This is a genomic window from Pseudoalteromonas sp. 2CM41L (assembly GCF_023161905.1).
Lineage (GTDB): Bacteria > Pseudomonadota > Gammaproteobacteria > Enterobacterales > Alteromonadaceae > Pseudoalteromonas > Pseudoalteromonas atlantica.
Genome location: NZ_JALNTN010000019.1, coordinates 18,488 through 41,707, shown reverse-complemented (window position 1 = coordinate 41,707; position 23,220 = coordinate 18,488). Strand labels below are relative to the sequence as shown.

General features: G+C 40.3%; 18 protein-coding genes. 4 read left to right on the top strand and 14 right to left on the bottom strand.

Annotated elements, in window-relative coordinates:
- Window positions 1–199: 199 nt before the first annotated feature.
- The 5 genes from MTF64_RS17555 to MTF64_RS17535 form a co-directional block, all read right to left on the bottom strand.
- Window positions 200–877: a hypothetical protein gene (locus tag MTF64_RS17555; protein WP_248452155.1), complete on the bottom strand. Its 678-nt coding sequence runs from the start codon at window positions 875–877 to the stop codon at window positions 200–202.
- Entirely contained in the window at window positions 874–2,793 is a 1,920-nt protein-coding gene (locus tag MTF64_RS17550) for a pilus assembly protein N-terminal domain-containing protein (RefSeq protein ID WP_248452153.1), read from the bottom strand. Before MTF64_RS17550 ends, MTF64_RS17555 begins: the two co-directional genes overlap by 4 nt.
- Window positions 2,794–2,976: 183 nt before the next feature.
- Window positions 2,977–3,549, bottom strand: coding sequence for a tRNA-(ms[2]io[6]A)-hydroxylase (locus MTF64_RS17545; protein WP_024033616.1), 573 nt, complete (start codon window positions 3,547–3,549; stop codon window positions 2,977–2,979).
- Between the two features lie 75 nt (window positions 3,550–3,624).
- The gene (locus MTF64_RS17540) at window positions 3,625–4,254 is read right to left on the bottom strand and encodes a sulfotransferase (RefSeq protein ID WP_248452151.1); all 630 of its coding nucleotides are present in this window, start codon (window positions 4,252–4,254) and stop codon (window positions 3,625–3,627) included.
- An 11-nt stretch (window positions 4,255–4,265) separates the two neighbouring features.
- Window positions 4,266–4,640 (bottom strand): MAPEG family protein, encoded by a 375-nt coding sequence (locus tag MTF64_RS17535; RefSeq protein WP_054982679.1) that lies wholly within the window; start codon window positions 4,638–4,640, stop codon window positions 4,266–4,268.
- A 118-nt stretch (window positions 4,641–4,758) separates the two neighbouring features.
- Here MTF64_RS17535 and MTF64_RS17530 point away from each other — a divergent pair, with 118 nt between their 5' ends.
- On the top strand, window positions 4,759–6,117 hold the full coding sequence (locus MTF64_RS17530; RefSeq protein WP_248442335.1) for a DUF2254 domain-containing protein: 1,359 nt from the start codon (window positions 4,759–4,761) through the stop codon (window positions 6,115–6,117).
- On the opposite strand, the gene MTF64_RS17525 is transcribed toward MTF64_RS17530, so the two are convergent.
- The 3 genes from MTF64_RS17525 to ggt form a co-directional block, all read right to left on the bottom strand.
- Window positions 6,107–6,835 carry an SIMPL domain-containing protein gene (locus MTF64_RS17525; protein ID WP_004586601.1) on the bottom strand — a complete coding sequence of 243 codons (729 nt, stop codon included), beginning with the start codon at window positions 6,833–6,835 and terminating at the stop codon, window positions 6,107–6,109. The two genes, MTF64_RS17530 and MTF64_RS17525, sit on opposite strands and share 11 nt — an antisense overlap.
- 151 nt (window positions 6,836–6,986) lie before the next feature.
- Entirely contained in the window at window positions 6,987–8,681 is a 1,695-nt protein-coding gene (locus MTF64_RS17520; RefSeq protein WP_248452149.1) for an NAD-dependent malic enzyme, read from the bottom strand.
- 142 nt (window positions 8,682–8,823) lie between these two features.
- Window positions 8,824–10,602 carry a gamma-glutamyltransferase gene (ggt, locus tag MTF64_RS17515; protein WP_248442332.1) on the bottom strand — a complete coding sequence of 593 codons (1,779 nt, stop codon included), beginning with the start codon at window positions 10,600–10,602 and terminating at the stop codon, window positions 8,824–8,826.
- 97 nt (window positions 10,603–10,699) lie between these two features.
- Between ggt and rrtA the strand changes: the two genes are divergently transcribed.
- Window positions 10,700–11,284 (top strand): rhombosortase, encoded by a 585-nt coding sequence (gene rrtA, locus MTF64_RS17510; protein WP_248452148.1) that lies wholly within the window; start codon window positions 10,700–10,702, stop codon window positions 11,282–11,284.
- A 78-nt stretch (window positions 11,285–11,362) separates the two neighbouring features.
- Here rrtA and MTF64_RS17505 read toward each other — a convergent pair whose 3' ends face one another.
- The 5 genes from MTF64_RS17505 to MTF64_RS17485 all read right to left on the bottom strand — a co-directional run bounded on the left by MTF64_RS17505 (window position 11,363) and on the right by MTF64_RS17485 (window position 18,627).
- On the bottom strand, window positions 11,363–13,867 hold the full coding sequence (locus MTF64_RS17505; RefSeq protein ID WP_248452147.1) for a prolyl oligopeptidase family serine peptidase: 2,505 nt from the start codon (window positions 13,865–13,867) through the stop codon (window positions 11,363–11,365).
- A 104-nt stretch (window positions 13,868–13,971) separates the two neighbouring features.
- Window positions 13,972–15,135, bottom strand: a complete 1,164-nt coding sequence (locus tag MTF64_RS17500) for an endonuclease/exonuclease/phosphatase family protein (RefSeq protein WP_248452146.1) — start codon at window positions 15,133–15,135, stop codon at window positions 13,972–13,974.
- 115 nt (window positions 15,136–15,250) lie between these two features.
- Window positions 15,251–16,402, bottom strand: a complete 1,152-nt coding sequence (locus MTF64_RS17495) for a 5-(carboxyamino)imidazole ribonucleotide synthase (protein WP_248452145.1) — start codon at window positions 16,400–16,402, stop codon at window positions 15,251–15,253.
- Window positions 16,403–16,404: 2 nt separating this feature from the next.
- Window positions 16,405–16,887 carry a 5-(carboxyamino)imidazole ribonucleotide mutase gene (gene purE, locus MTF64_RS17490; protein ID WP_024033606.1) on the bottom strand — a complete coding sequence of 161 codons (483 nt, stop codon included), beginning with the start codon at window positions 16,885–16,887 and terminating at the stop codon, window positions 16,405–16,407.
- 150 nt (window positions 16,888–17,037) lie between these two features.
- Window positions 17,038–18,627, bottom strand: coding sequence for an ABC-F family ATPase (locus MTF64_RS17485; RefSeq protein ID WP_083901794.1), 1,590 nt, complete (start codon window positions 18,625–18,627; stop codon window positions 17,038–17,040).
- A gap of 637 nt (window positions 18,628–19,264) precedes the next feature.
- Here MTF64_RS17485 and MTF64_RS17480 point away from each other — a divergent pair.
- Together MTF64_RS17480 and MTF64_RS17475 are read left to right on the top strand one after the other, a co-directional pair.
- The gene (locus tag MTF64_RS17480) at window positions 19,265–20,476 is read left to right on the top strand and encodes a porin (protein WP_248452144.1); all 1,212 of its coding nucleotides are present in this window, start codon (window positions 19,265–19,267) and stop codon (window positions 20,474–20,476) included.
- A 204-nt stretch (window positions 20,477–20,680) separates the two neighbouring features.
- Complete coding sequence (locus MTF64_RS17475; RefSeq protein ID WP_248452143.1) at window positions 20,681–21,817, top strand: MFS transporter; 1,137 nt, start codon at window positions 20,681–20,683, stop codon at window positions 21,815–21,817.
- Between the two features lie 497 nt (window positions 21,818–22,314).
- Here the strand turns inward: MTF64_RS17475 and MTF64_RS17470 are convergent, their stop codons facing one another.
- Complete coding sequence (locus tag MTF64_RS17470) at window positions 22,315–23,199, bottom strand: alpha/beta hydrolase-fold protein (protein WP_248452142.1); 885 nt, start codon at window positions 23,197–23,199, stop codon at window positions 22,315–22,317.
- Window positions 23,200–23,220: the final 21 nt, after the last annotated feature.

Sequence of the window (23,220 nt, the reverse complement as noted above, 5' to 3'; positions counted from 1 at the left end):
GCTGTTAACTCATTTATACAAAGCTTTTAAAAGTAAGAGAGACGAGCAATTAGTTGGGATTATTCACAAAGCGAGATAGGTTTAAACAACGCCGAGTAAGGCTATTTTAATTGTTTAGGTAGGTACGTTATTTTTACTTTTTATGAGCGGGTTTAACTAAGGAGTGCGCAGTTTTATAAAATAAAAAGGCCTTGCGGCCTTAACTTTCACAATTACCAAGTACCAAAAGTTTCGCGTAGCGCGCTGTGGCTTGGCTGTGCTGCGCATCATAACCTATTGCCTCATTAAAATAATGACACGCCAATGCGTTATCAGGTGTCGCCTCAGCTATTAGCCCTTTGTGATAGTAATAATGGCTTTTATGCGTGCCAAATTTATAGGCAAGCTCTAAATAGTTAGCTGCAATAACATAATACCCTTGCGCATAATAAATAGACGCCATTTGTAAATACGGTGAAGCCTCAGTACCAAATTCATCAATAGCGTATTGGGCAATTTGTTTTGCTTTGGCTAAATTACCTTGCTCAATAGCCAAGTTAATACCTAAAGATAGCGCGTTTAAAGGTGGATTAGGTAAATTAAGAAGCTTGTTTATTAACGATTGCGCCTGATTAGCACGTCCGCTTTTATACAGCGCATAAGCTGATACAGATAAAATAACCTTATTGTTTGGGTGCTCAAGCATTAACTGGTTAAGCTCATGCACTAAGGCTAAACAATTAACCGCGCTTGCCCCTTCACAAGTTAAATCACTGCTGTTTAGTGCATACTTAGTAACAATATCACTGATTGCAGTATGTGGGTTTACACTGGGCGCATAATCTATATGTGCGCAGCCCGATACACTCAGTAAAATAACGATATATATTATTCTCATAACCCTTGCTCCTGTATAAAACTGGCCATTTGGCTATCTAAATCAACTGTTTGCCATACGCGTAAATTATTAACCGGCTCGCGGACTAAATTAGGGGTAACCACAATAATCAACTCGCGGTTGTTTTCGCTTTTACTGGTTGTTTCGCTTAATTTACCAAACAGGCTCTCGCCGTTTGCATCGGGTACAAAGTCGTGACTAGCGTTGTTATCTGTACTAATTAAGCCACCAATAATTAAAGGTTGCCCATCTTGTAAACGGGTAGATGTTTGCATGCTGCGCGTATTAAATGCACTGCTGTTTAAACTGCTGCCGGTGCTTTGTGCTATTTCTGCTGTGAGTGTGGTGTCTGGCAATGAAATAACCGGATTTAAATCAAGGGTTATGCGGTCTTTGTCATCCACTAAAGCACGTACATTGAGCTCAACGCCGAACGATTTAAACTCAGTACCACTAAACACTGAACCGCTGTTACCTTGTTGCCCGCTGGTAACGCCAGATGGGCTATAGCTTGTAGGTACTGGTACTTCGCCGCCTACTTTAAATACCGCGCTTTCGCCTGCAAGTACGGTAAGTGTAGGTCGCGAAAGCGTTCTTGAAATTCCCTCTTGCTCTAGCAAAGAAAACAACATATCAATGGCAAATTGCGAGGTTGATAACTGCAAGTTATTTGTTAATTGTCCGCCAATTAATTGCAGTGCGTTTTCTATTGATGCTGAGCCAGACTCACGGGCATTCATGCCTTCTAGGCCAAATAAACCTTGCTCGTTGTTATACCCATTCGAAAGCACACTAATATCTGGACGCCATTGCTTTAAGCGGCGCTGATTAACTTCATAAAGCTGCACCGACACCCTCACTTGAGGTAAGTCTTCTACTTCAATGCTTGAGAGCACTTTACCTTTAGCCACCGAAAGCAAAGTAGCCCGCGCTACGTTTGAATTTACATTGCTTAAAGTCAGGCCAGAATCGCCATTTAATAAGCCGCCAGACTCATTTGCGAGTACTTCAATAGCGCTTGTTTCGTTTTGCGTTGTGCTATTGATAAGCCCGTTTGGATCTAGTGCCGAAGTGGGTGCTTGGCTTGCTTGCTCTGGTTCAAATAATTTATTGATGGTATTTAACAAACGCACCAGTTCAATTTGATTTTTAACTGTGCCGCTGAGCATAAACACATCGTTATCATCGTTTGATAACTCATCAACCGAAATACGTTTTACAGTTACTTTGTCAGCCCCCATCGATTTTAACACCTGCGCTATGCGCGCTTCCTTAGGCTTTGGCGCTTGCGTAACTTTAATAAGGTTAATAATCGCTACTTTACTTGAGCTTTGTGCTAAGCCATTGTTTAAATTACCCATGCCCTGTAAACGCTGCGCTAAAGAATTAAACATTCCTTGGTTAGGCGCAGAGGTAATAACAGGTTGCGCCGATTGCGAGCTACTTGCATATAAATAGTTTTTTGCTGCTTCGTGGGCTGCATGGCGATAATTAAGCGTAGGTACTTCGCCGCGTAGAACTACTGCGTGTCTATCAGGTGCGATGGTGAGCGCTAAGTTAGGGTGAATATCGTTAAGGGCATTTTCAAGTACACTGTAGTCTTCGGTCACGCCTAGTAAAAATGTTTCTGATGTGTTGTCGTCATACCACACCATCATAGAGGTGCGGCCCAACTTTTTAGCTAAAATTAACAGCTCGCGCCCGTTTACTACGTTTACATCGAGTGTGGTTTCGTGGCCTAGCGCAACACGTGCTATATCGCGGTTAAATACAAAGCGAGTATGGGTCCACTTAACTAAGTGGGATACTTTTTTTACTCTATCGCCATTGGCGTTTTCTATGTAATTTAAATTGCTTTGCTTGGCGTATACACAGCACGGTAAAAAAAATATTACAAAAATAATGGCTTTAAACATATGCGTGTCCTCAAGTATGCGTTGAATTAACAGAGCAAGTTTAAGACCAGCAAATATTTATCTTTAAATTCAATAAATTAAAATGGTTGGAGATATAAGCACAGGCGGCTTTAGTATTTTGATTTGCAAAATGCAAATGAAGTTAGGAGAGAAGGCACAAAGCAGTGCTTTGTGCCAAAAGTATTAATGCAGTGCGGCAGTAAAAGGAATGTTTTTACAAATTTCAGCTTCAGCGACTAGTAGCTCTTCTAAACGAACATCAACTTCTTCTTTATCAAAGTATTCGTACGCTAACTCTACAAATAAGTTTTTATGTTTTTCTTCTGATTTAGCAATCGCCACATAAAAGTCTTTTTCTTTACCCTCTGGTAATGCTTGAGCAACCAATGAAAAGCGCTCGTGGCCGCGGGCTTCAATAACGCCGCCAACCAGTAATCTATCCATTAAAAATCCATCACGGCCATGTCTAAATAAAGCGCGTATTTGTTTTATGTATGGATCTTTTTTGTCATCACCTAAATTAGTATCGCGTTCAATAAGCAGTTTAAGCACTTGTTTAAAGTGGATTAACTCCTCAAGCGCTAAATCGGTCATGGCTTTTACCAGTTTACGTTTGTCTGGGTAATGAGACAGCATAGAAATAGCCATGCCCGATGCCTTTTTCTCAGCAGCAGCGTGGTCTTGTAAAAACGTATTAAAGTCGGCTAAAACCGCTTCGGTCCATTCAAAGGGGGTGTTGTATTTTAATTCAAACATTTTTTGTACTACTTAAAAAATAATGCGGGGATTTTAGCGTATTTAATAGTAAAAATCTTGCAGCGCAGGGCAAAATTAACGCATATAAGGTAAATGCTTATCTATGCGCCCTTTTGCTGTTGAGTCAATTTTTAACGGGTGTTTAATATCGTTCCATGCGGTCACTTTGCCGCCTATGTTCATTTTTTCAAAGTCGGTACGCTCGCTTTTAATGCCCAAAAACGCAGTAAGCTCGGCAAAACTTTGTGGCTTTGCTATATCAATTTCTAAGTAGTCGTTACTGCGGTGCTTAAAATACTCACGCGCGTTTGCTAAATGTGTGTTGTAGCACTTTGTTAAATAATCATCTTGGTTAATATTATCAATCGATAAGTCAGTAAAGGTCGTTAAGTAACAGCGCTTTATATGAATATTAAAACCACCGTCTGGGCGCGTTAAATTAGTATGCATTCGCAGCAGCAACTGCCTAATTGAGGCAACCCAGGGTGTTTTTTCGCGCGCTAAATATATAAATTTAGCGCCGGGGTAATGGCTATCTAATGCTCGGTAGTCATTAAATACGGGGGTATCGGCTATGGCTGTGGCGTTTTCAAAACAATACGAAGTGTACGCGGTGTGCGCCGTGGCAATGCCAAACTCTAAAAAAGCGTGGCATACACTGGTGGTGCCTGTACGCGGAAGCCCTATTATAAATATTTTACTCATAACAGCTATTACTAACTATTGCGTGTTACAAGCAACAAAAAGGCACTAATAACCATCACTAAAAAGGTGGCAATGGTACCAATTTGGCGATACTTAAGGTTGTTTTCAACAATGCCTAAATTGTGAAAAACGCGCCCTATTAATAATGCGCCCCCTAAAATATTACAATAATGACTGGCGAGGCCTTGGTATTCGGCTAAAAAAAGCAAAATAATCGCAAAGGGTACGTATTCCATAAAATTAGCATGGGCACGCACAGCACGTTGTAATTTAGGGTTGCCGTTATCGCCAAGCGACACTTGCTCACTGCGGCGCACTTTGATCACATTAAAACTTAAGTAAATATAATAAAACGCTAAAAGCGCAGCATACGTAGAAACTATCACGGTGTTGTCCTGTTTTATTTTTGGCAATAATAACATAGTTTTGCACAATCATAAGTTTACTTAGTAACTATGCTACAGTGTGTATTAGTTGAATTTTATAACGTAATGAAAGGAATTTATGTTTGTCCCTCGCAAAGTAGCCGACCGCTATCGTGAAATGATCAACAGCATTGGCTTTTACCCTTCTGTACTTTCGGTTGGTTTTTTACTTTTTGCTGTAATTACCATGTCGCTTGAATACATAGCGCCTGTAGAGCAGCTCAAGGCGTTTATATCTGTTGTGCTCGTAGATAGCGCCGAAAATGCCCGCACCATTTTAAGCACCCTAGCAGGCAGTATTATATCGCTTACGGTGTTTAGTTTTTCTATGGTGATGGTGGTTTTAAATTCGGCCAGCGCCAGTTTATCTCCGCGGGTTGTACCTGGGCTTATTACTCGTAAGTCGCATCAAATGGTATTGGGCTTTTATTTAGGCAGCATAATTTACTCAATTATTATGCTCATTAATATTAATAAGCTTGAAGGTGGCGATACTGCTATTCCATCGCTTGGGGTGCTGCTGTCATTGGTGTTTGGCTTAGTATCGCTTGGCTTGTTTGTATTTTTTATTCATTCAATATCTAAAGCCATTCAAGTAGATAATGTACTTAACGGTTTATTTAGCCAAACTAAACGCGAAATTAAAGCCATTATCGATAGGCAATCAGAAAAACCGTTCACTGACTTTCCTGATTTTACACAATGGCACTCAGTTAATAGCACCACCGAGGGTTATTACAAAGGGGTGCACACAGATAAGTTATGCGCCATATTAGCCGAGGAAAATATTCGGGTGTATATCTCGGTAAACCAAGGTTACTTTACCGTTAAAGGCTATCCGTTTTTAAAATGCGATAAAGACATTTCTAACAACGAAGAACTTATTGCAAAAATTTTAGACTGCTTTATTTTTTATATAGAAGAGTACATTAGCGATCATTACCGTTATGGATTAACTCAAATTTCAGAAATTGCCGTTAAAGCAATGAGCCCAGGTATTAACGATCCTGGTACAGCGGTTAAATCGATAGATATGCTGAGTATTTTATTAATTGAGCGCCTGTCGCTTAACGATACAAATTATTCGTTTAAACATAGCGACAACGCCCCGCTACTCTTTATACACGAAACCAGTTTTGATGAGTTACTGCACGATAACTTTACGCCACTGCGAAATTATGCAAAAGGCGATGCGTATGTAATGACGAACGTTTTAGAGGCATTTAAAAATATATTGTTTGTAGCGCATGGCAATGATGCAGCCCGAAACAGCCTATTTAATTACTTAAATGCCATTGTAGATGACATAAACGAGCATGTAAGTAACGAATACGACAGACAAGAAATTACCAACATGCTTAACGCGATTGCCCGCATTAGCAAGCCACAAGGGGATAAACTAGTGGCTCGTTTTACCTGCCAACATACTAGTCAATAAAGTAAACCGCATAGCTAGACGCTGTTACTTTAATTTCTCCAGCATGATACGCATCAGGAACAAAATTACCGGGTGCGCTATCTGCTACCATCATGGTTTTTTCTGAGCGTGCATAAGGCTGCGCAGGTACGTTCATTGGGCTTAGCGACGCCGTATATAACCCTTTTAGCTCAACGCCGTAATCGGCACTTAATTCTTTGGCGGCTTTACGGGCATCTTGAATGGCCAGTTTTTGCGCCTGTTTGTGTAGCTCTTCATAGTTGCTCGCTAAAAATTGCGTTTGGTTTATTTGGTTAATGCCGTTATTTACTAGGTTTTGTAACAGCTGAGGGTATTTTTCGATTTGCGAGAGTTTAACGCTTAACGTGCGCGACACTCTAAAGCCTTTAAATTCTTGCTCGCCGGAGCTTCTGTTGTATTGGCTTTCGCGATTTATAGAAATATGCCCTGCATTAATATTACCGTCTTTAATGCCAAGCTCTTTTACTAATTTGATCGCTTTGGCCATGGTTTTATCGGCCTTGTTTTTAGCATCAATTAGGTCTTTATCTATTTCCACAATGCCTACGCTTAATTGTACGTAATCAGGCATAGTGGTTACGGTTGCTTCACCTTTAACATAAATATGAGGAGCGTTAGGTGTTGAGTTTGCATGCGCATCAACACTTAAGGTACTTAAGGCAATTGCGCTACTTAATAAAAGAATGTGTGTTTTCATTGCATTATCCATTGTATTTTTGTTGTCACCATTAAAGAGCCTACGTGGTTAATAATAAATGAACAAGCACAAAAAACAGGCAATTGCCTGTTTTTTGTAACTGGCTGTAACGCAATGTACAGCCTTATTTACTTTACATTACTTAGCGTAATTAAATGCTACAACGTTTGTAGTTACGGTATTTAGGTAACCAGTAATTTCTATCAATAGCAGCCCACAGTGCATCGTCGCTAATCTCAAGAGCTACGCCCTCTTCAATTGCTTTTTTAGCCACTGCAAATGCAATACGCTTACTTAATGTTTCAATTTCAGTCAGTGCAGGTAATAAGCTGCCTTTACCGGTATTTGCACGTGGTGATGACTCAGCAAGCATTTCGCTCGACATACTCAGCATTGCATCGGTAATGCGTGTTGCTTTTGCTGCAATTACACCTAGGCCAATACCTGGGAAAATATAACTGTTGTTACATTGTGGAATTGGGAACACTTCACCATTAAATTCTACTGGCTCAAATGGGCTACCCGTTGCTACAAGTGCTTTACCTTCAGTCCATTTAATAACATCAGCTGGGTGTGCTTCAACCTGCTTAGATGGATTACTTAATGGGAAAATAATCGGTTGTTCACAGCCTGAATGCATAGCGCGGATAACTTGCTCGGTAAATAAACCCGGTTGACCCGATACACCAATTAAAATATCAGGTGCTGCACAGTGCATTACATCTAATAATGAAGCGTATTCACCGCTGTAAGTCCACTCGCTTAATGCAGCTTGTGGTTGCGCTAGTGCTTGTTGGAAATCGCGTAAGCCTTCCATGCCTTCAGTGAGTAGGCCAAAACGGTCAACCATAAATACTTGGCTGCGCGCTTGTGCTTCGCTAATGCCTTCAAACACCATTTGGCTAATAATTTGCTCTGCAATACCACAACCGGCTGAGCCTGCGCCAACAAATACCACTTTTTGCTCGCTAAGGGTTGAGCCTTTAACACGACACGCAGCTAATAAAGAGCCCACAGTTACCGCTGCAGTACCTTGAATGTCATCGTTAAAGCTACAAATTTCGTTACGGTAGCGTTTAAGTAATGGCATAGCGTTTGGCTGTGCAAAATCTTCAAACTGCAGTAATACATTTGGCCAGCGACGTTTAACCGCTTTAATGAATAAGTCTAAAAACTCATCGTATTCATATTGCGCAATACGCTTATGACGCGCGCCCATGTACATAGGGTCATTAAGAAGTTTTTCGTTGTTAGTACCTACATCAAGCATTACAGGTAATGTGTACGCTGGGCTAATACCACCACACGCTGTGTAAAGTGATAACTTACCAATAGGAATACCCATGCCACCAATACCCTGATCGCCTAGGCCTAAAATACGTTCGCCATCGGTAACCACAATTACTTTTACTTTGCCTTTGGTGGCATTGCGTAGAATGTCGTCAATTTGATAGCGATCTTCGTAAGAAATAAATAAGCCACGTGCACTGCGGTAAATATCTGAGAATTTTTCACAGGCATCACCAACCGTTGGCGTGTAAATAATTGGCATCATTTCTTCAAGATGATCACGCACTAAACGGTAGTAAAGTGTTTCGTTGTTATCTTGAATGGCACGCAAGTAAATATGCTTGTTTAAGTTATCGTTAAAGCTTGAATACTGCTGATAACAACGCTCAACCTGCTCTTCAATTGTTTCAAAACGTGGAGGAAGCAAACCCGCAAGGTTAAAGTTTTCGCGTTCTTTTTTACTAAACGCGCTGCCTTTGTTTAAAAGCGGAGTTTCAATTAGGCCAGGGCCAGAGTAAGGAATATAAAGGTAGTTAGGATCAGTATTAGTTGTCATATTTCCAGGCTTTAACGGAGTCTTAAGTTATGATCTGCCATTATCATTGTAAAAGGTTAAATTGCAATGACAATTAAGCTTGTCAGACCATTGAGAGAAAACACATGCAGGCTTCACTGCCTGCATGGCTATTATACATAAATTAAAATTTGATAGTGGCGTTTTTGTCAGTTAAATCCGACAAAGCAACCCCTTCACGGCGCGGATCGGCACCGCCATACAATTTATTGTTTTTAACCTCTACGGCATGTAAGCCAGAGTTTAAATCAAGTACACGTACAGCATGGCCGCGTTTAGTTAATTGCGGGGCTATGGCTTCAAGCGCAGTGCCTTTTTCAAGGCTCGTGTAATCGTTACGATTGGTGGTTCTTGGCAGGTTAATCGCCTCTTGTGCCGATAAATTCCAATCCAGCACACCAATAACCACTTGCGCTACATAATCAATGATACGGCTGCCACCTGGCGAGCCAACCACTAAGCGTAAGCTGCCGTCGTTGTTAAACACCATTACTGGCGACATAGAGCTGCGTGGGCGTTTGCCCGCCTCAACGCGGTTAGCTACTAATTTGCCGCCAATGCGTGGCGAAAGCGCAAAATCGGTTAATTGGTTATTTAAAATAAAGCCATTAACCATCACAGTTGAGCCAAACGCCATTTCAATTGAACTGGTCATTGATACGGCATTACCAAAGCTATCTACAATGGATACGTGTGATGTTGATGGCAACTCAAAAGAATCATCTTTTGCGTAGCTTAAATAGCCTACTGGGTTACCTGCTACTGCTTTTGTGTCTTGCTCAGTAATAAGCTTGGCGCGCGATGCAATGTACTTTTTATTTAACAGCTCTTTGGTAGGCACTTGTGTAAAATCAGGGTCGCCCATGTACATATTGCGATCGGCAAATGCTATGCGTGAGGCTTGGCTAAAGTAATGAATTGCCTCTTCGCTATTAGGTTTAAGCGCGCTCATGTCTTTGTGTTCAAGCAAGCCTAAAATTTGTAATACCGCTACACCACCACTACTAGGAGGTGCCATAGAGCACACATTATAAGCACGGTATTTAATACATACTGCGTCGCGTTGCTTGCTTTTGTAATTAGCCAGGTCTGATTCGCTTAATGTACCCGGTGCAATTTTTGAATTTTGCACTGCGTTTACCATTTGCTTAGCGTTATCGCCTTTATAAAATGCATCAATGCCTTGTTTAGCAATGTCTTTGTATAAATTAGCTAAGGGCTGATTTTTTTTAATCGTACCGGCTTTAATTAATTCGCCATTAGGGTAAAAGTACTCGTTAATCACCGGCATACTCATTACACCTGGGTTTAATTGGCGTGCTAATAAACCGTGTAAACGTGGCGACACCTCAAAGCCCTGCTCGGCAAGTTTAATAGCGGGTTTAAATAACTCGCTCCACGCAAGTTTACCGTATTGTTGATGCGCACTTGCAAAGGCATGCAAAATACCAGGCACACCCACAGAGCGACCGCCAACAACTGCTTCAATCCACTTAACGGCTTTACCGTGTTTATCTAAAAAAAGGTTTTCGTCTGCATTTTGTGGCGCGGTTTCACGGCCATCAAAGCTTGTAAGTAGGTTATCGGCTTTGTTGTAGTACATCATAAATGTACCACCACCAATGCCCGATGATTGTGGCTCAACTAAGGTAAGCACTAATTGCGTTGCAATTGCCGCATCTACCGCGCTTCCGCCTTTAGCTAAAATCTGTTGTCCGGCTTGTGAGGCATACGGGTTAGCCGCGGCCACCATGTATTGATCACCGGTTACTAATTGTTTTTGTACAATTGAGGTGGTGGCTTCTGGCTCGCGAATTTCTAATTTTGCAGGTTCTTTTGCTATTGTTGGCAGCGTTACTGCAAACAAACCAATAGTAAATAATGACTTAAGTTTAAAATGCATAAAAATACTAAAAACACTTAATTACGTAGTTGTATTTGGCATCTTAAAGTTAAACGGGCACAATATGCAAAAATTTTGACTAAAAAAACATAATAAAATGCTTAATTTACCGCTACAACCTCGTTATTTACTTCCGCCATTATTTTTGATGCTTTTTAGTATTGTTTTTGCTGCATTTGATTTAAATAATTTACTTGAATTTAACCGAGCGCTCATTGAAAACGGCGAAGTTTGGCGAGTGTTTACCAGTCAATTTGTACATGCTAACTGGGCGCATTTAGGATTAAACGCATTAGGGATATTTTTAATTTGGTTACTGCATGGCGAATACACATCGCCTGCACATTATGCCTTTAATGTGTGTTTTTTAGCACTGTGGTGTGGGCTCGGCGTATTATGGTTTTGCCCTGCTATATCTATATACACGGGCTTAAGCGCCCTATTGCATGGTGTTATTATTTGGGGAGCGGTGAAAGACATTACCCTGTCGCTTAAATCGGGTTATTTATTATTTATAGGCGTGTGGATAAAAATAATAATGGAGCAAGTAAACGGCCCCGATGCAAGTATTGGCCAATTAATTGATTCAACCGTTGCCATTGATGCGCACTTAATTGGCGCGGTGGGCGGCGCATTACTTGGCATACCTTTAGCAATTAAATACTTAAAAAATAGCGTTTAAGCTTCTCAATATTAATAAAAACGCCGCGTTAGTTAACGCGGCGTTTTTGTTTATACACTTTAATTTTTAAATTTAAGATTAAAGTGTTTCTTTAAATAATTTATGAATACGACGGTATTCATCTAGCCAGCTTGATGGCTGTACAAAGCCATGCGGCTCTACCGGGAAGATGGCCGTTTCAAAGTTTTGTTTTTCCAGTTCAATTAATCGCTGTACTAAACGTACTGAGTCTTGAAAAAACACGTTATCGTCAACCATAGGTGCGTTAATTAATAAGCGCTTGTTTAAGCCCTCTGCGTAATAAATTGGCGAGCTTCGCTCATACGCTATGGGATCTACATCTGGGTGATTTAAAATATTAGCCGTGTAAGCGGTGTTGTAATGCGCCCAATCGGTTACTGGACGAAGTGCTGCCCCCGATTGAAATAGCTCAGGGGCAGTAAATAGCGCCATAAAGGTCATAAAACCGCCGTATGAGCCACCGTATGTGCCTACTGCGTTGGTATCAACATTTGCGTTTTGCGCCATCCATTTAACGCCATCTGCTAAATCTTGCGTTTCAGGTGTACCCATTTGGCGATAAATCGCAGTACGCCAATCGCGGCCATAACCTTTAGAAGCACGGTAATCCATGTCCATCACTATGTAACCTTCATCGGCAAGTAATGAATGAAACATAAACTCACGAAAATACACAGACCAACCCATGTGTGAGTTTTGTAAGTACCCTGCTCCGTGGTTAAAAATAACCGCTTTACGGGTTTTGCCTGTTTCACCTTCTACATAGTCACTTGGGTAATATACCTTGGCATAAATAGGTTGCTCTGTGTGGCTAGAGGGTACGGCAACAATTTTAGGTGCGGTGAGCTTTTTAGCTAAAAATTCATCCGACACTGTATGGGTGAGCTGTGTCGCTGTGGTGTTTGCTTTAGCATCGGCAACAAAAAGCTCTGTTGGCATTGTTATTTTAGAGTGCTTAAGCAGTAATTTACTTTCGTCTGGGCTTAACGTGTAATCGGTCATACCGTTAAGGTCTGTCACTTGCTCGTTTTTACCTGTTTGTGGGTTAACACGGTAAATTTCGTAAAGGCCTGGGTGCTCTACGTTTGCCTTGTAATAAATAGCGCTATTATCATGAGTTAACGTAATGTCCGATACTTCAAACTGGCCACTAGTTAAAGCGGTTGCTTTGCCGTTAAGCGGTTTTTTGTAAAGCTGACTATAGCCCGACTCTTCTGATAAGTAATACAGAGTGTTTGAATTATGTAACCAGCCAAAATTGTTAAACGCGTAAGCTATCCAAGCATCATCATGCAGGCGGTGCTGCGACACAAGCTCGTTTTTATCAAAGTCGATTGTGACTATCCAGCGGTCTTTGTTATCCCACGCCTCTAGCATAATGGCAACTTGCGTGCCGTCATCGTTCCACACTATGGGGGCTTGGTTTAAACCCCAATTAGTAATTAAGTTAATACCGCGTGGCGCTTTTTTAGATTTATACGTTTTGCCATCACGCGCGTAGTTTTCTTTTTTAACCTCGGCTAAAACATCTTCATCAAAGCCCGGTAGCGTATCAAAGCTCAGTGGCGTTTGTGTTTTATCTACAAGGTTAATGTGTATCACCGATGATGTTTGCTCTTTTGCATCAGCCACACGACGGCGCACTTTTTTAGGCTCAATAGTGGCATCATCGGTGATGTAGTTAGGCATAATATCGCCTTTATCACGCCACGATTGCTGCTTTTGCAGCACAACAATTAAAGCATCACCGTTTGGCGATAGTTGCGCTTCTTTTATTACATTGCCATCACCTAAATAAAAAGCGGTGTTAGCAATGGAGCTATTTTGCGCATTTAATTGCTCATTGCGTGTTTGCGTATCCTGTTTGTTTTTATGTTGCAACGCCACAAACTCAATCAGTTTATGCTGCTCTTTTGCTATGTAACTAGTTGGCTCTTGTAAGCCTTTTGGCTCATCGGCCAATTTTAAGTTAGCAAGCTCTGTACTTAGCCCTGTTTTTAAATCAACTTTAAAAAACACATTACCTTGGCGGTAAACTAAATCGCCATTGTTTAAAAACTGTGGTTTAGACTCATTTGCTGAGGTGGCTGTTATTTGTTTAAGTTCACCCGTTGTTAGGTTTTTAACAAATACATTGCCTTTAAACGTATAAGCTTGAAGTGTTCTATCTGATGAATAAACCGCTTTAGAAGCACCTACAGTATGCAGTTTATCAAGTGATACTTGCATCGCTTTTTTGCTGTTAATTGGCTGGCTATAAATATCGTTTAGGTTACTGCCTTGCTGCTTTTGAGCATAAATAATGGTGGCTGAATCACTTGCCCAGTACGCATTTTTAGGCTGGTTGCCTATCCAATCAGGATTTGCCATGGCTTGTTCTAGCGTAATATTTTGCGAGCCAGCATCAGCAGGTGTGTTTACAACCGCAGCAACAGGAGTTGCTGGTAAAGCGCTTTGCTGTGATGAAGAGGTATTAGCGGTAGCACTACAACCTGCAAGCATAATGCTAGAGGTTACAGCAAGCGCTACTAATGTTTTTGATGACGATAGGTTAAAAATCATAGTGCTTCTATACGGTTATTATAATTGAGCCGTATTTAAGCAGAAGCACTTGAGTTATTGCAATTTTTTAAGATAAATAACGCATTTTCACGGTAAAGCTGAGTTTACTCTATTAGCAAATCGAGCCACACCAATCGGTGATCGCTCGATGCGTTTCTATCTTTTATTAATCTATATTGCTCGCTGTTTTTAGTGGGCCAAAACACCCCACCATCGTGTATTTTAAACCCATAGGTAGAGGGTAAAACATAATCTACACGCGCCTGCCAGTTAGCGGTAAAGTACTTTGCATATGGCTGCGGGTATTGCTCTTTAGCCCCGGCGCTTTGCGGTATAAATTGCGAATTTATAAGTGGATTATTTAAAATTTGATTGGTGGTTTCAACCCGTGCTTTATCCCCTTCAGGCGCGGCGTTTAAGTCACCTAAAATAACAAACCGCGAGTTTGCTTTTAATCCGCCTTTTTGGCCGTTATCGTCGTAAATATAGGCTTTATTAGCAACATAATCGGCAATTAACCTAACTTCGTCATGATTACGTTTGCCGTTTCTGTCTTCGTCGCCATCAAACACCGGCGGTGTTGGGTGCGAGGCAAGTACATGCACTGTTTTATTGTTTACTACAACAGGTACATCCCAAAACGATTTAGAGCTAAGCCTAAGCGCTTGCCATTCTTGCGTGTTATACCAATTCTCTTTTGTTTTTGGGTCTATTGGCATTTGCGCATTAGGCATATCTTTATATTTAAACGTTTGAAGCGTGCGCAGTTTCTCAAGGTTAATGGGATATTTAGATAAAATAGCCATTGCGTAATGCCCTTCAAAAAAACCAAAGCCTTGAGCATCGCCCATTACATCGGTTTTTTTACCGTTGTTATCAAGGTCAAAATCAGTAGCAAGGCCTGTATTTACAGGGGCAATAAAACTGTATGGGTAATCAATGGGGGCTTGTTTATTTTGGCTTACATTTAAAAACTGGCGTTTAAAATAATCTATACCTTGCGCTTTGGGTACGTAGTCAAACTCGTTTAATAAAATAATGTCAGGGCGAACACGCTGAATTATTTCGGCTATATTTTTTATTTGCTGGTGGTTTGATTTTAGTGCATTAACTAGCGCATCGGGGTTAACTTGCTCGCCTTTTGGCGTGTGATTAGTTGCATCCATACTCACATTAAAGGTGGCAATACGAAGGCTTTGGCTGGCTGTAGCATTTAAACTAAATGAAGCGGCAATGGCTAATGCGCCATAAAGTATGTTTAGTTTCATTTTTTTACTTCAAAAAATTAAAAAATAGACTTTACCAGTATTACACAATTAATACCTATTTTTATGACAAAAAAATACCGGCTTAAGCCGGTATTTAATAAGTTAATTACAGCCTTTACTCACTTAGCATAAGTGCAGTAGCAGCTTTTAAAATGCCGGGGTACGCTTGCTCAGGTAGGTAATCGGTAAGTTGCCCAAGCTTATCGGCAAGGTTATTAATGTTATCTGCAGATACATTAATATGCCCCATTTTACGCCCAGGTTTTGCCGTTTTTCCGTACCAGTGGCTGGTTACATCACTGACTGTTAAAACCTCGGTAGGAATACATCCTTGGCCCAGCACGTTAATCATGGCAGTAATATGCTTAAGCTCTGTATTACCTAGCGGTAAACCCGCTACAGCTCGCATGTGGTTTTCGAACTGCGAACAATGGCAGCCTTGCTGTGTCCAGTGCCCTGAGTTATGAACTCGCGGCGCAATTTCGTTAACCAGTAAAGTACCGTTTACATCAAAAAACTCAATGGCAAGTACGCCAACATAATTAAGCTCGTTGGCAATTTTTGTAAATGCACTATGGGCCTGCTGCTCAACCAGCGTGTTATTTTTACCCGCAATCGACAAAGTAAGCACGCCGTTGGTGTGCTCGTTTTCAGTAATTGGGTAAATAGCCACATTACCTTGCTTATCGCGTGCACCAATAATAGAGACTTCACGGTCAAACGGGATCATTTTTTCAGCAATAATGCTGTGTGGCGCATCCTGTGTGCCAGAGGCAATAAAATCAGCCATTTCTGACCAAATTTGCTCTATTTGGTCATCTGATTTTAAACGCCACTGCCCTTTACCATCGTACCCTGCTTGGCACGTTTTAATAACCAGCGGTTTGCCTAGGGTTTTAACCGCTAATTCTAAATGCGCTTTTTCTGTGATCAATTGATACGGCGCACACGCTACGTTTGTTTTATCTAGTAACGCTTTTTCTAATGCGCGGTCGCCACCGGTTTTAATGGCAGCTTTACCTGGGTAAAATTTATTACTGTTGCAGCACAGTGTAAGTACATCATCGGGGATATGCTCAAACTCTGCGGTAATCGCATCAGCGTCACTAATTGCCAGCTCAAGTGTGGTTGTGTAAATTTCACCGGTTAGCGGATGCATAATTTTTTGGCTGCCTACATCGTACGCAACCACATTTAAATTAAGGGGGGCGCCTGCTAGGCTCATCATTCGTGCAAGTTGGCCGGCACCTAAAATTAAAATTTTCATTTTTACTCTGCAGGATTAGGGTTAGCTAAAATAGTCTCGGTTTGCTCTTTACGAAATGCTTCAATTTTTGCAAAAATTTCTGGGTTTTGGCACCCTAAAATTTGTGCAGCAAGTAAACCTGCGTTAGCAGCGCCTGGCTCACCAATTGCCAGTGTACCTACGGCTACGCCTTTTGGCATTTGGCAAATAGATAACAATGAATCTACACCGTTTAAAGCTTTAGATTTAACCGGTACACCAAGCACAGGGAGTGATGTAAATGCCGCTGCCATACCTGGTAAATGCGCAGCACCACCGGCGCCAGCAATAATCACTTTTATGCCACGATCTGCGGCTGAATTTGCATAATCTGCAAGAAGTTGAGGAGTGCGGTGCGCAGAGACCACTTTTGTTTCGTACTCAATACCAAATTTTTCGAGCATGAGCGCTGCGTGTTCCATGGTTGGCCAATCTGATTTAGAACCCATAATAATGCCAACAGTCATAAATACTCCTCAGTAATGTATTTTAAAAATAGCGGACTTATGTCCGGTTTTAGGCGGGTATTATACCCAAACCAAGTTTAATTGCGACTCACAAAAACAAAAAAAGCCACGTTTAAACATGGCTTTTAAAGGGTTGCAGTTACAAAGTGCTTATACTTCTTTGCTTGCTAGGTATTCGCTGTAGTTGCCTCTAAAGTCGATCACCTGGCCGTCTTTTATCTCCCAAATACGGGTGGCAACCGATGATACAAACTGGCGATCGTGCGATACAAACAGTAAAGTGCCTTCGTACGCTTCTAATGCAAGGTTTAACGCCTCGATAGACTCCATATCCATGTGGTTTGTTGGCTCATCCATTAACAGTATGTTTGGTTTATGCATCATAATTTTACCAAATAACATACGGCCTTGTTCACCACCTGAAATAACCTTTACAGACTTTTTGATATCGTTTTGCGAAAACAACATGCGTCCTAAAAAGCCACGAACCACTTGCTCGTCGTCGCCTTCTTGTTGCCATTGCTCCATCCACTCAAACAAGTTCATGTCTTTTTCAAACTCGTCAGCATGATCTTGCGCGTAGTAACCAATATTGGCATTTTCAGACCACTTAAACTCGCCCGACTTAGGTGCTAAACGCCCAGCAAGCGTATTAAGTAAGGTTGTTTTACCTACACCGTTTTCACCGATAATAGCAATGCGCTCGCCTACTTCTACTAAGCCTTCTAAATTTGAAAATAGCGTATTGTCTTCAAAACCTTGGCTTAGGTTAGTCATTTCTAGTGCGTTACGGAATAGCTGTTTTTCTTGCTCAAAGCGAATAAACGGCGATTGGCGAGAAGAGGCTTTTACTTCTTCTAGCTGAATTTTATCAATACGTTTTGCGCGCGACGTTGCTTGTTTAGCCTTTGACGCGTTTGCAGAAAAGCGCGATACAAACTGTTGTAGTTCAGCAATTTGGCTTTTCTTTTTCGCGTTTTCACTTAATAGGCGCTCACGTGCTTGTGTTGCTGCAAACATGTACTCATCGTAGTTACCTGGGTAAATACGAAGCTCGCCGTAATCAATATCGGCCATGTGCGTACATACTGAGTTTAAAAAGTGACGGTCATGCGAGATGATGATCATGGTGCAGTCGCGTTGATTAAGCACATCTTCTAACCATTTAATGGTGTAAATGTCCAAGTTATTGGTTGGCTCATCAAGTAGCATAATATCAGGGTCAGAAAACAGCACTTGCGCAAGTAACACACGTAGTTTAAAACCGGGTGCTATTTCAGACATTGGGCCGTAATGCTGCTCTGTCGAAATACCTACCCCTAATAAAAGCTCACCCGCTTTAGACTCAGCTGAATAGCCGTCCATTTCGGCAAACTCAGTTTCTAAATCGGCTACTTTCATGCCGTCTTCTTCACTCATCTCTGGTAATGAGTAAATGCGATCGCGCTCTTGTTTAATATCCCATAATTCTTTATGGCCCATGATTACAGTATCAATTACAGAGTATTCTTCGTAAGCAAACTGGTCTTGGTTTAGTTTAGCCACACGTTCATTTGGATCTGTACTTACGTTACCTGCAGAGGGCTCTAGTTCGCCACTTAGGATTTTCATAAATGTAGATTTACCACAGCCGTTTGCACCAATTAAACCGTAACGGTTTCCTTCGCCAAACTTTGCAGATATGTTTTCAAATAACGGTTTAGCACCAAATTGCATGGTGATGTTAGCTGTACTAATAATAGCGCTACCCTCCAAGGGGACATGATGTATTTAAATTGCGCGCAGTTTAAACTAAATACAGCTTTTTTTCTATGAAAGTTTAAGGTTGAAAGTGCATGAACTATGCCCTATTCCACTCATTAAAGGCGTAAATTAATGCCTAACAAATAGTGCCTAAAAACGTAATTAAGCCAGTGAATGCTTATTCAACTAAAAAAATGCGCTTAGCTAAAAATAATAGCGCGGTTTGTGCGCCATATCAGGGTTTAAATTTTAATTAATAAACCCGTTTAACTTAATAAGTCGATTGTTTATCGCAAAGCATTTTAAAAAACAGATAACTGGGTATATATTTATGATATAAAATGCTTTTTAGAGTTTTTGCACTAGCGTTTTATTTTTATCCAACATGAAAAAAACTCAATTTAAAACCCACTTACTTGCGCTATTTTCAGCACTATTTACGTAGTTTTTAATCAAAAAAAACCTATCCCTTAACAGATAAAAAACACCATTAACCTCCAGTGAATATTTATTCATTTTTGGCGCTAATTTCATTGATTATTTTTCACTTTTGAGCCCATTAGGGCTTTGTTAGTCTTCATGCCTTCTAAATTTAATGTCACTTTTTAAAGTTAATACACACAAGGCATCACAAATGATTAAAAACTTTGTAACCCTACTATTAGGAACAAGCATAGTAGTCGCGCCAGCTGCTTCAGCAGTAGAGCTCTATAAGGATGAAAAGAACACTATTAAAGTAGGTGGTTACCTTGATGTGCGCGTTATTAATACGCAAAACCAAACCGAAGTGGTAAATGGTACATCGCGTATAAACTTTGGCTTTACTCGCCAACTTAAAAAAGACTGGTCGGCACTGGCGCTAGTTGAATGGGGTGTAAACCCTGTTGGTAGTAGCGATATTATTTACAATAACCGCTTTGAATCTATTCAAGATGAGTTTTTATATAACCGTTTAGGTTATGCTGGCCTTTCGCACGAAAAGTACGGACAAATTACCATTGGTAAACAATGGGGTGCGTGGTACGACGTAGTTTATGGCACCAATAACAGCTTTGTATGGGATGGTAATGCTGCGGGGGTTTACACATACAATAAAGACGACGGTGCTGTAAATGGTACTGGCCGTGGTGATAAACTAATTCAATACCGTAATAGCTACAACGACTTTAGCTTTGCAGTTCAAGCGCAACTTAAAAACAGCGAATTTTATACCTGTGATGTTGATGATATTTCTGAAGAAGCGTGTGAAGCCCTGTGGAATGATGGCGACAGCGCAGCTCAAGAAGTAGAGTTTAACTACACCTTTGGTGGTTCTGTAACTTATAACGCAACCGACATGCTAACATTAACAGCAGGCGTAAACCGTGGTGAATTTGATGTAACGTATGGCGATGGCACAACACAAACCGTTGAAGACTTAATTTTTGGTGCGGGTGTAATGTGGGGCAGCATTGAAAAACCAGGTTTATACGTTGCCGCTAACATAAATAAAAGCGAAAACCACGATACCGATAACCTAGGGCGCTTAATTAAAGACTCTATTGGTGTAGAAACCTTTATGTCGTACCGTTTTGATAACGATGTGCGCCCTTTTGTAGCTTATAACATTTTAGATGCCGGTGACGATTACGTTATTCAACCTAACTTTAATACCGATCCTAATGATGTATTCAAACGTCAATTTGCTGTGATTGGTGTTCATTACTTAATTGACGAAAACACCATTGCCTACGCTGAAGCCCGTAAAGATTTTAGCGACTTTGAAAGTGATGACAAAGACCAGCAATCGCAAATGGAAGCCTCAGAAGACGACGGGATTGCATTTGGTTTTAGATACAAATTTTAATTTCCCACCATAACAACACACAAAGCCCAGCTATATGCTGGGCTTTTTTATTTTAAACGTTAAATGATGAAAAAAATTAAATGTTTGAAGGCGTTAACAATCGCTATTATTTGTTATAACACTTTATAAAAGCTGTGTGCGCTGCGTATTATTTATTCCTTGTAAGCATGCTTATAAATTCACCCGAAAATTAATGGAGAGAAAATGAGTTCACTCAAAACCGCCGGTAATTTTACTCTACTATGTATTGCCAGCTTAACCATAATGGTTGGCACCCTATTAGCGCCGGGTTTAGTTACCATTGCTGATGGCTTAGGCATACAAAGCAACAGCGTATTATTAATTACTTTACCTTCTTTAGGTGCGGTGGTGTTTGCCCCCCTAGCCGGAAGATTAATAGACAAGTACGGCGCATACCCTTTACTTATAATAGGTTTATTTTTATACGGATTAGTGGGTGCATGTGCCTACTTTTTACATGGCCCAACCTTAGTATTTATTAATCGTTTTGCATTGGGTGGTATTACAGCAATAGTGATGGCAAGTTGCACCGTTTTAATTTCAACGTGGTACAGCGGCGAAGCCCGACTGAATATGATTGCCAAACAAGGCATGGCGATAGAGCTAGGTGGCGTTATATTTTTATTTTTAGGCGGTGTTTTAGCGTCAATGTATTGGGGATTACCCCTTGCTTTATATTTAATTGCTTGGCTATTTTTAGCTATGTTGCTCATGTTTGTCCCCCGTAAGCAGCAATTGAACGCCCAAAACACAGAGCAAACTCAACAAATAAAAAAGAGCCATTCAAACGCATTAACGCTTAAAGGGGTGTATATAGTATCAACCCTAGCTATGACCATATTTTTTACCTCAACCGTGCTTTTACCTATTACCTTGCACGCACTAAATTTTAATGAATCAGAAATAGGCCAACTATTGGCTTTTATATCGTTAGTTGCGGTATTTACAGCGGGATTTATGCCTAAAGCAACTAAACGCCTTAGTGAGAAAAATGTATTAGCAATCGCATTTTTTGCCTTTGGTTTATCATACCTTTGCTTTATACAATCAAGTACATTGATATTAGTATTAGGCGCGCTATTAATTGGTATTGGCTTTGGTTTTAGCATTCCGCTTTTAAACCACATGACCGTAGAGCTAAGCCCTGAAAATATTCGCGGACGTAACTTATCGTATTTTACAATGGCGGTGTTCTCCGGCCAGTTTTTTACCTCTTTTATGGAGTACATACCTGGGGGTGAACATAACGTATTTATAATATGCAGCATTTTAAGCGCTGTTGTAGCTATCGCCCTTCTTGTAAAACCTAAAGCGCACTAAGTAGCAATCAATAACCGGTAAAATTATCAAATTAAGTAGCCAATTATCCCCTATTTATTGGCTACTTTTATTCCTCCTCACTCTTTAGCTAAGTTTATTATTTAACGATAACTTAGTATGATGTGTTCTTTTACCATAAAGCCACCAGCTAATTTATATTAATTGCATTAAGAGTTTATAAAGATGGTGAAAATAAACTTAAATGGCAAAGTAATTAAACAGATTATCGCTGATCACAAATGCGTAAGGATGATTAAAAGCAATAACAGTGAGTTTGGTATATGTCTATATGTACTGATGGCATTCTAACTCAAGAGCAATATACTGTATATAAACACAGTTTAATTTATTTTTTGTGCAAAAATAAATTAAAACAACTTCCCTCTGTAACTCGTTAATAACATTTAACTAAGTGAAGTGCTATCCAGTTAATTCGTTATCATAAATAGATAAAACACCGATAGCTGTATATGCATACAGTTACCGTTTGAGACTATCTACCTATTTTTAATAAATGTACTATAACCAGCTAACCCCTTTGATACACTTAGTGTTGGATTATCTGAATGTTCAGCACCTTCGTTTATAGCGCTTTGCCACACAAGGTTGTTATTAGGGTTTGCTATTAAAGCAGACTCTAAATTATCAAACGCTTTTAACATTAACGGATGTTCTGCTCCACCCACAGAAAGGTATAAATAAGTAGGCGACTTAATTTTATTTGCTTGAGTAGTTAAATATGCTTCTACATTATTAACCACTGTCATATCGTCATACCAAGCCGCTGGGCTAAAAGCAAAGTAGCCATTAAACAGTTCAGGTTTTGTATGCAGTGTATAAAGCACAAAGCTGCCACCTGCCGAAAAACCACTTAATACACGGTTATTACTAAGCTTATATTTTACCGATAAATACGGAAGTAACTCAGTTTCAATAAACGCTAAAAACTTGTCAGCTTCACCATTTGGCTCTATAAGTGTTTCATTTTCTGTGCGCGCTTGTGTATTTACATCTTGGCGAGCATAAGGAGGCACTAAATCGCGATTACGTGTATCTGTAAAAAACAAATTAGGAATAGACACCAATATAGCCTTATCCCCTTTTTCACTCTTAGCTTGTTTTGTAAGTGCTTTATCCCATGTATCTAAATTAAAGTTACCATCGGTTTTAATAATTAACGAATACGCTCTTTTAGGATCGTAATTAACGGGTAATCTTATAAACACTTTGCGCGACTCATTAAGCACGCTTGAGTTAATTGTTACGTCGGTATAGTGCGATACATAATGGTTGTAATAGCGTATGGCTAAAATACCGATAGCAAAAATGACTACGGCTAAACTTAAATTAATAAAATAATGTTTTGTTATTGTTATTGCCATGCGTCATTCCTTTAAATGTTT